A 7,442-nucleotide genomic window follows, 5' to 3' on the forward strand; every position below is an offset into this window, starting at 1 on the left:
TGGCACGTAGTTAGCCGGGGCTTTCTTCTCAGGTACCGTCACTCTCCTGGCAGTTACTCCAGAAGACGTTCTTCCCTGGCAACAGAGCTTTACGATCCGAAAACCTTCATCACTCACGCGGCGTTGCTCCGTCAGACTTTCGTCCATTGCGGAAGATTCCCTACTGCTGCCTCCCGTAGGAGTCTGGGCCGTGTCTCAGTCCCAGTGTGGCCGTTCACCCTCTCAGGTCGGCTACGCATCGTCGCCTTGGTGAGCCGTTACCCCACCAACTAGCTAATGCGCCGCAGGCCCATCCGTAAGTGACAGATTGCTCCGCCTTTCCCAAGTCTCCCATGCGGAAGACTTGATTATCCGGTATTAGCTACCGTTTCCGGTAGTTATCCCGGTCTTACGGGCAGGTTGCCTACGTGTTACTCACCCGTCCGCCGCTAACCATCAGGAGTGCAAGCACTCCATCAGGTCCGCTCGACTTGCATGTATTAGGCACGCCGCCAGCGTTCGTCCTGAGCCAGGATCAAACTCTCCAATAAAGGTTGATGAACGAATCACCCAAGTTTATTCGAAAGAGCGATTAGCTCAATCAGTTACTGACGATTTAAAAAATCGTTCAAAGTTATTGACGCGTTCCATTTGTTCAGTTTTCAAAGAACTTGCTGTCCGGCATTTTCGATAACCATCATTTTTTGTCGAACAGTTGTTTATTATAGCCAATTCACTTTACTTTGTCAACCTCATTTTTCGACATTGTAGCAAGCCTTTCGACAAGCTGCCGTTCGAAGCGACAAGTAATAATTTATCACGATCGGGGAGCTTTTGCAATATGTATGTTTTTCCATTTTGAATTTACGAGAACCGTCCTAAACGGTTAATTTGCTCAGCATGGCGCGGAGGGAACCTGGACCTGGCTACGGGATGAAGACCGTACGTAAACGCCTGGTGTTCCGGTCCCGTAAATCGTCAAAAGCGACGCGCTCCGGCAACCGCCGGAACAAAAAATCCGATCCATGGGTCTAGCGGCTACTTTTGCTTTGCAGTCTCTTCCTCAACACGATGAAAAACGCTTTGCCGAAAAGCTTCATCCCATTCCCTTCTTTCAATGATTTTCATGCATAACAAAACTTACAGGTACACAAATGAAGACCAACCCCGAGCCAAAGCTGCAAAGGTTAGCCTTCAATAATTCCGCGGCCTAAAGGTGGCAGCTAATTGCCCTTGATAACCATACCGTAATCGCTGCCGGTGTCCACGTCCGCTTTATCTTATGAGCTGATATCGTCTTTTCCGTCCTTCTTCTTCTGTGCCTCTTCCTCTTGGTACGCTTTATCCAAGGCTACTTGTCCATCCGCCTGGATCTTTTCCAGCGCCTCGTCAAGCGACTTGCTTCCCTTCTGGACAAGATCCAGTTCCCGATCCTTGATTTGTTGGAATTGTCCGTAAAAGCTGTTAGGAGCGTCGCTGATCCCCATATATCCGTCGCTGCTATCTGCAGGTTTTAACTTATAAAAAGCGTCAAGGCTTTGTCCCTCGTAATCTTTCATCACGCCCATCCGGGACATGAGACCGTTATTCAACGTTCTTGATTTCACTTTGGCATATTCTTCGCTGTTGATGAATTTCAAAAACTCCCAGGCCGCATCGGCGTTTGGAGAATCGGACCGGATCGCGAAATTTCATTATAGCTGACTTCCCGCGTGGAGTCAGGCAGCGCCGGGTCCACCGGACCGGCCACGATGCCGATTTGGAACGGCTTATAATCCCTTACGCTGTTTTTGGCATCCTTCAGATTTTGCAGCAGATTGGTGCCGTCGATCGTCATTGCCATACGTCCATTAAGAAAGGCTGGGCTCTTATAATATTCTTCCATCGTCCCGCTCTGGAATCCGTCTTCGCCCGGATCATAAATCGCCTTGGATTTTACGCCATCCAGAGCCAGTTGGAAAACCTTTTCCAGGAATCCGAATTGATCGTCATTTTCTTCGTATCCGGATTCAGCACCTGCAACCCTTGTGTCATGGCGATCGAAGAGGCCAATTCATCAAAAGCTTTCCCGTAACGAGGACCGTATCCGTAAATCCGGCTGTCCTTATCCCCATCCGTGGGGAAACGGCGGGCGGTATCGATAATTCCTGCCAGGTCATCCCGTCATGCGGCGGCCTCAACTCCATATTTAGCAAACAGATCGGCATTATAATAAATTGCATTCACATTAAAAGATGAAGCCAGCCCGTACAGCTTCCCGCCGCCTTTTTCCTTTAGCAGGTCGATCAGCGCCGGATAAATCGTCGAGATATCGTATTTATCCTTGGCGATGAGCGTATCCAAATCCATTAATTTGCCTTCGGATGCGAATTTTTCGTAATTTTTGTTGGAGTTCAGCAGTATGATATCCGGCTGTTCCTTTTCCACGAATTTGGCAAACGCCTTGTCGTAGTCCTTTTCCTCGTCGTTATAAATGCTTTGCGTGTTAGCTACTTCAATTTCGATATTCGGATTCTTCATCGCAAACATGTCGCCATATTGGCTGAAAAAATAACTTTCGTCCCAGACCATGACCTTCAGCGTAGAAGTCTGCGCCTCCTGCTTGGCAGGCCGCCGGCACACCCGGCGAACAGCAGTCCGCATATCATAACCAGCATAACCTTATATAATATTCCGTTCTTCATCTTAGCCTCCAAAAATTTTATAAAGCAATTCGCACAAAGCCCCTTTTCGGGGGCAACCAAGGCACGTTAGCCCGCCTGATCCGCTTCCGCGGCAGGCTTATTCTTCTTCCCGGCCGCTTCCTCCTTTACGGCCTTATCCAGCGCCGCCTGGCCTTCGTCCTGAAATCACCTGCAGCGCCTCGCCGATGGATTTCTTTTTCTCCGCCATCAGCTTCATTTCCCGGTCAAAAATAGTACGGTATTGATCATGGAAGCTTTCCGGGATTTTATCATAGTTGTCGGAGTCGTTGTCCACTTTAGGCTTCAGCTTGTAGAAAACGTCGAGGTTTACGCCATGGAAATCCTTTTGCACTCCCATTCGGGACAACATGCCGCCGTTTAAAGTTCTGGACTTGACCTTGGCAAATTCATCGCCGTTCACGAATTTAATAAATTCCCAAGCCGCATCGGCATTTGCCGAGTTGGCCGAATGGAAAAAATGTCGCTCACCGAGATGTTCCGCGATTTGTCGGGCTCCGCCGGATCTACCGGCCCTGCAACCGCACCGATTTGGAACGGCTTGTAGTCCTTAATCCGATCCTGGGCGTCCTTCAGGTTTTGCAGCATATAGGTGCTGTCGACCGTCATGGCCATCCGCCCCATCATAAATGGCTGGCTTTGGTAATACTCCTCCATGGTCCCTCCCTGGAACCCCTCGCCATCCGGATTGTAAACCGCTTTGGAGTCCAAGGCATCCATGGCCATCTTATAAACTTGCTTCCACGAATCGGTATTGAGAGTGAGCTTCATCGTATCGGTGTTGATGTAATTCAAACCTTGCGTATATGAGATACTCGAAGCCAAATTATCCAGCGACATGCCGTAATCCGAACCGAAACCGTAAACGCGGGTCTTTTCGTCCCCGTCCGTCGGGAAGCGGCGGGCCGTGTCGAGAATTTCCTGCCAGCTCATTCCGTCGTGCGGCGCCTCAATTCCGTATTTGGCAAACAAATCGGCGTTGTAGTAAATGACCGATCCATAGAAGGTCGGAGATAAACCGTACAGCTTGCCGCCGCCTTTCTCCTTCAGAATTTCCATGAGTCCCGGGAAAATCGTTTCGGTATCGTATTTATCCTTGGCGATCAGCGGATCAAGCTCCGTCAGCTTGCCTTCGGAAACGAGTTTTTCATACTCGTTCGCATCCAACAGCAGCACGTCCGGTTGTTCTTGTTCGATAAAGTCGGCAAACGCTTTGTCACGGTCGAAATCTTCCTGGTCGCTGTCCCGGTAAATCCGGTCCGTTGTGACGATTTCCACATCGATATTCGGATGTTTCATCGCAAACAAATCGCCGTACTCCCTGTAAAAGAAATTCTCGTCCCAAAACATCACCTTCAGGCTCGATACCTGTTTGGTCTCTTTGGCGGGCCCGCCGGTGCAACCGGCAAGCAGCAGCCCGCTTAAAAGCAGCAGCATAACCTTATTTAAAATTCCGTTCTTCATCATGACCTCCAAAAAAATGATAGGGCGATAAGCTAAGTGCCGTTAACCGGCCTGATCCGTTTCCGCGCCAGGCTTGTCCTTTTTGCCGGCCGCTTCATCTTGGACCGCTTTATCCAGGGCCGCCTGGCCTTCGTCTTGAACGGTCTGCAGCGCCTCGTCGATGGATTTCTTTTTATCCTGAACCAGCTTTATTTCCCGGCTAAAGAGGGAGTAGTACTTCTCATGGAAACTATCCGGGATTTTATCGTAGTTGTCGGAGTCGTTATCCAATTTAGGTTTCAGCTTATAAAACACATCAAGGCTTACGCCGTTGTATTCCCTTTGCACGCCCGTGCGGGACATCAAGCCGCCATTCAAGGTTCTGGACTTGATCTTCGCAAATTCTTCACCGTTTACAAACTTTAAAAATTCCCACGCCGCATCGGCATTCGGCGAGTTCGCCCGGATCGCCAAAATATCCCTCATGGAAATACTCCGCGATTTATCAGGCTCGGCCGGATCTACCGGCCCTGCAACCGCACCGATTTGGAACGGCTTATAGTCCTTAATCTGTCCCTGGGCATCCTTCAGATTTTGCAGCAGATTGGTGCCGTCGACCGTCATGGCCATACGCCCCATCAGGAACGGCTGGCTTTGGTAATACTCTCCATGGTCCCCCCCTGGAACCCCTCGCCATCCGGATTGTAAACCGCTTTGGAGTCCAAGGCATCCATGGCCATCTTATAAACTTGCTTCCACGAATCGGTATTTAGAGTGAGTTTCATCGTGTCAGGGTTGATATAATTCAAGCCTTGGGTAGATGAGATGCTGGAAGCCAAATTTTCCAGCGACATGCCGTAATCCGAACCAAAACCGTAAACGCGGCTCTTTTCGTCCCCGTCCGTCGGGAAGCGGCGGGCCGTGTCGAGAATCTCCTGCCAGCTCATTCCGTCGTGCGGCGCCTCAATTCCGTATTTGGCAAACAAATCGGCATTATAGTACAAAACCGAGCCGTAAAAGGTCGGGGATAAACCGTACAGCTTCCCGCCGCCTTTTTCCTTCAGAATTTCCATAAGTCCCGGAAAAATCGTTTCGGTATCGTATTTATCCTTGGCGATCAGCGGATCAAGCTCCGTCAGCTTGCCTTCGGAAGCGAACTTTTCATACTGATTCGTATTCAACAGCAGCACGTCCGGCTGCTCTTCTTCGATAAATTTGGCAAACGCTTTGTCATAGTCAAAATCTTCCTGGTCGCTGTCCCGGTAAATCTTGTCCGTTGATGAGACGACTTCAATATCGATATTCGGATATTTCATCGCAAACAAATCGCCGTACTCCTGATAAAAATAACTCTCATCCCAAAACATCACCTTCAAGTTCGAGACCTGTTTGGTCTCTTTGGCGGGTCCGCCGGTGCAGCCGGCAAGCAGCAGCCCGCTAAACAGCACCAATATCGCCTTATGTATGAATCCGTTCTTCATCATGACCTCCTAAATGATTTTTTTTTTAATCTTCCCCATTACTTAGACGTAATCAGGCGCTAAATAGTTACCTATTTTCTCAAAAAAAGCCAACCCTTTTATATTTCCTTAAGGGTTGGCTTTCCCGGATATCTTATTCCATCAGCTCAGATTGCCCGGTACGGACTTGGATACCCGGCCGGTTTTAACCAATGCGGGCTGCGCCGCGGGACGGATAATTTTCATAGTATCACCTCCTCATCCCGCCGGGCCGCCATCCAAATCGTCCGCAGCGTCTTCTTGATTTGCCGCTTCTCGTAGGAGCAAGGGCGATTCCCCGTCCGCATACGGTACAGCGGGCAATGATTGCCCTGGCACGCGGGCCGGAAGAAGCAGGCCCGGCATTTCTCATCCGTTTCTTCGCCGGATGTCGTCCAGAGCGCCAGCTTGTCGTAATCCAGGTCCAGCGTCCCATCCTCATGAATCCGGCCCAGCCGGTTGTTGTCCTGCCCCAACGCGACGGAGCATTTATACAGCATGCCATCGGAGCCGGCGATCAGGGAATTCGGCTTGGCCGCATAACAAACCGCGCCGGTCGGCAGCAAAATATCCGAAATGAAGGAGCTAACCTGCAGCCCTTCGGCAATCGCCTGCTCGTTCAACTCCCAAATTGCGCGATCCTTTGTCCGCTCGTCACATACCGGGAGGTTCAGATCATTTTCACCGCCCATACATCCGACGGGACGGAAATATACTTTAAACCGCGGATCATCGGCAAACAACTCCCGGAGTACGGGAATAAACCGCGATACGGCCCCCAGGTTGCCGTTGTCGAAATTGACGCGCAGATTAATTTCAAACGGGCGGTCGACCTGCTTCAAGGACAGCAAATTATCCACGATCGTCCGGTACGTTCCTCCGCCTCCGTTCAGTCCTCTCCGGGAATCATGTGTTCCCCTTCCCCGTCCAGCGTGACCATAAAGCGCCGGACATGCAGATCCAGCATTTGTTCGAGGCGGTCCCTGGTCAGGTAATAGCCGTTCGTCGACATCTCCGCGCCGTAGGCGGCGCCGTTTTGGCCGCAAGCTTCGATAAAGGAATTGGACAACCGTTCGATGATGTGGGGGACCAGCAAAGGCTCGCCGCCATGCCAGCTTACGGTAAGCTGCTTCAACGTCTTGGCCCGCTCGGCCATATAAGCTTCCAGACCGCGGATCACCTCCTCGCGCATCGAAGCGCGCGGAAACGATTCATAACAATAAGTGCAGCGAAAGTTGCAGGCTTCCGTCACAAGCAGCACCAAATGCATAGCGTCTTGAGCATGCATGGAGTGGTGCAAAAACATGGCGCGCCGCATTTCATCCACGTCCGAACGGACGAGGAATCCTTGCTCTATCAACCCGTCAACCAGCGGAGGCGCCGGCTCGGGAACAGGGGCGGCCGGTGCCAGCCACTCCAAAACATCATTCCGTTCCGCCGACGAGAAGGAAGCGATCGCCCCGGTATAGCTGTTGTACAGCATCAGGCCGCCGTCATCCGTCTCGCTTTGCGCATTAAAGCGCGAAGCCTTCCACTGTGACGCGTCAAAATTCATTTTGATCCATCCTTTATTTTGAAATAGGAAACATCGGGCAAAAACCCTTAAGTCCTATGATGAAAAAAGGAGCATCCGCTTGCCGTGATTTGCGTCACCTTTTTCGGTAAATTACAACGTGGGGGAAGAAAGGCGAGTTTTTAAAACAAGCAAAAGCTTATTAAACATCTGGATTTCCAGCTTTATGCTTTCCGTGACCACTTCACCGATGAGCATTTTATAGTCCGGATTAACCGGATCAATCTCCGTTGCCAGCCCTTTTTC

General features: G+C 50.6%; 9 protein-coding genes and 1 rRNA gene (1 of these 10 running past the window's edge). All 10 read right to left on the minus strand.

What is annotated here, in order from left to right; translation table 11 throughout:
- Positions 1–530, minus strand: a 16S ribosomal RNA gene (locus DYE26_RS23045); it reaches 1,024 nt to the left of the window's first position.
- Between the two features lie 729 nt (positions 531–1,259).
- Positions 1,260–1,619 (minus strand): hypothetical protein, encoded by a 360-nt coding sequence (locus DYE26_RS23050; protein ID WP_115311270.1) that lies wholly within the window; start codon positions 1,617–1,619, stop codon positions 1,260–1,262.
- A complete protein-coding gene (locus tag DYE26_RS23055) occupies positions 1,616–1,816 on the minus strand; it encodes a hypothetical protein (protein WP_115311271.1) in 201 nt (66 codons plus the stop codon). The genes DYE26_RS23050 and DYE26_RS23055 overlap by 4 nt, the downstream gene beginning before the upstream one ends.
- Positions 1,817–2,142: 326 nt before the next feature.
- Positions 2,143–2,622 carry an ABC transporter substrate-binding protein gene (locus DYE26_RS23060; protein ID WP_115311272.1) on the minus strand — a complete coding sequence of 160 codons (480 nt, stop codon included), beginning with the start codon at positions 2,620–2,622 and terminating at the stop codon, positions 2,143–2,145.
- A 174-nt stretch (positions 2,623–2,796) separates the two neighbouring features.
- Positions 2,797–3,084 (minus strand): hypothetical protein, encoded by a 288-nt coding sequence (locus DYE26_RS34335; RefSeq protein WP_244927440.1) that lies wholly within the window; start codon positions 3,082–3,084, stop codon positions 2,797–2,799.
- The gene (locus DYE26_RS23065; protein WP_244927441.1) at positions 3,081–4,145 is read right to left on the minus strand and encodes an ABC transporter substrate-binding protein; all 1,065 of its coding nucleotides are present in this window, start codon (positions 4,143–4,145) and stop codon (positions 3,081–3,083) included. The genes DYE26_RS34335 and DYE26_RS23065 overlap by 4 nt, the downstream gene beginning before the upstream one ends.
- 42 nt (positions 4,146–4,187) lie before the next feature.
- Positions 4,188–4,748, minus strand: a complete 561-nt coding sequence (locus DYE26_RS34580; protein ID WP_280525090.1) for a type 2 periplasmic-binding domain-containing protein — start codon at positions 4,746–4,748, stop codon at positions 4,188–4,190.
- A gap of 14 nt (positions 4,749–4,762) precedes the next feature.
- Complete coding sequence (locus DYE26_RS34585; protein ID WP_280525091.1) at positions 4,763–5,605, minus strand: ABC transporter substrate-binding protein; 843 nt, start codon at positions 5,603–5,605, stop codon at positions 4,763–4,765.
- A 221-nt stretch (positions 5,606–5,826) separates the two neighbouring features.
- Positions 5,827–6,483 carry an SPASM domain-containing protein gene (locus DYE26_RS34710; protein WP_342354251.1) on the minus strand — a complete coding sequence of 219 codons (657 nt, stop codon included), beginning with the start codon at positions 6,481–6,483 and terminating at the stop codon, positions 5,827–5,829.
- 29 nt (positions 6,484–6,512) lie between these two features.
- Positions 6,513–7,178 (minus strand): radical SAM protein, encoded by a 666-nt coding sequence (locus DYE26_RS34715; RefSeq protein WP_342354252.1) that lies wholly within the window; start codon positions 7,176–7,178, stop codon positions 6,513–6,515.
- Between the last annotated feature and the right edge of the window lie 264 nt (positions 7,179–7,442).

Source organism: Paenibacillus macerans (assembly GCF_900454495.1).
GTDB classification, from domain to species: Bacteria; Bacillota; Bacilli; order Paenibacillales; family Paenibacillaceae; genus Fontibacillus; species Fontibacillus macerans.

Bases quoted from the DNA above. Each gene is read 5' to 3' on its own strand.
- DYE26_RS23060 (WP_115311272.1), bottom strand. From the start codon at position 2,622: ATGCGGACTGCTGTTCGCCGGGTGTGCCGGCGGCCTGCCAAGCAGGAG.
- DYE26_RS34580 (WP_280525090.1), bottom strand. From the start codon at position 4,748: ATGACGGTCGACGGCACCAATCTGCTGCAAAATCTGAAGGATGCCCAG.
- DYE26_RS34715 (WP_342354252.1), bottom strand. From the start codon at position 7,178: ATGAATTTTGACGCGTCACAGTGGAAGGCTTCGCGCTTTAATGCGCAA.
- DYE26_RS23055 (WP_115311271.1), bottom strand. From the start codon at position 1,816: ATGACGATCGACGGCACCAATCTGCTGCAAAATCTGAAGGATGCCAAA.
- DYE26_RS34585 (WP_280525091.1), bottom strand. From the start codon at position 5,605: ATGAAGAACGGATTCATACATAAGGCGATATTGGTGCTGTTTAGCGGG.
- DYE26_RS23065 (WP_244927441.1), bottom strand. From the start codon at position 4,145: ATGAAGAACGGAATTTTAAATAAGGTTATGCTGCTGCTTTTAAGCGGG.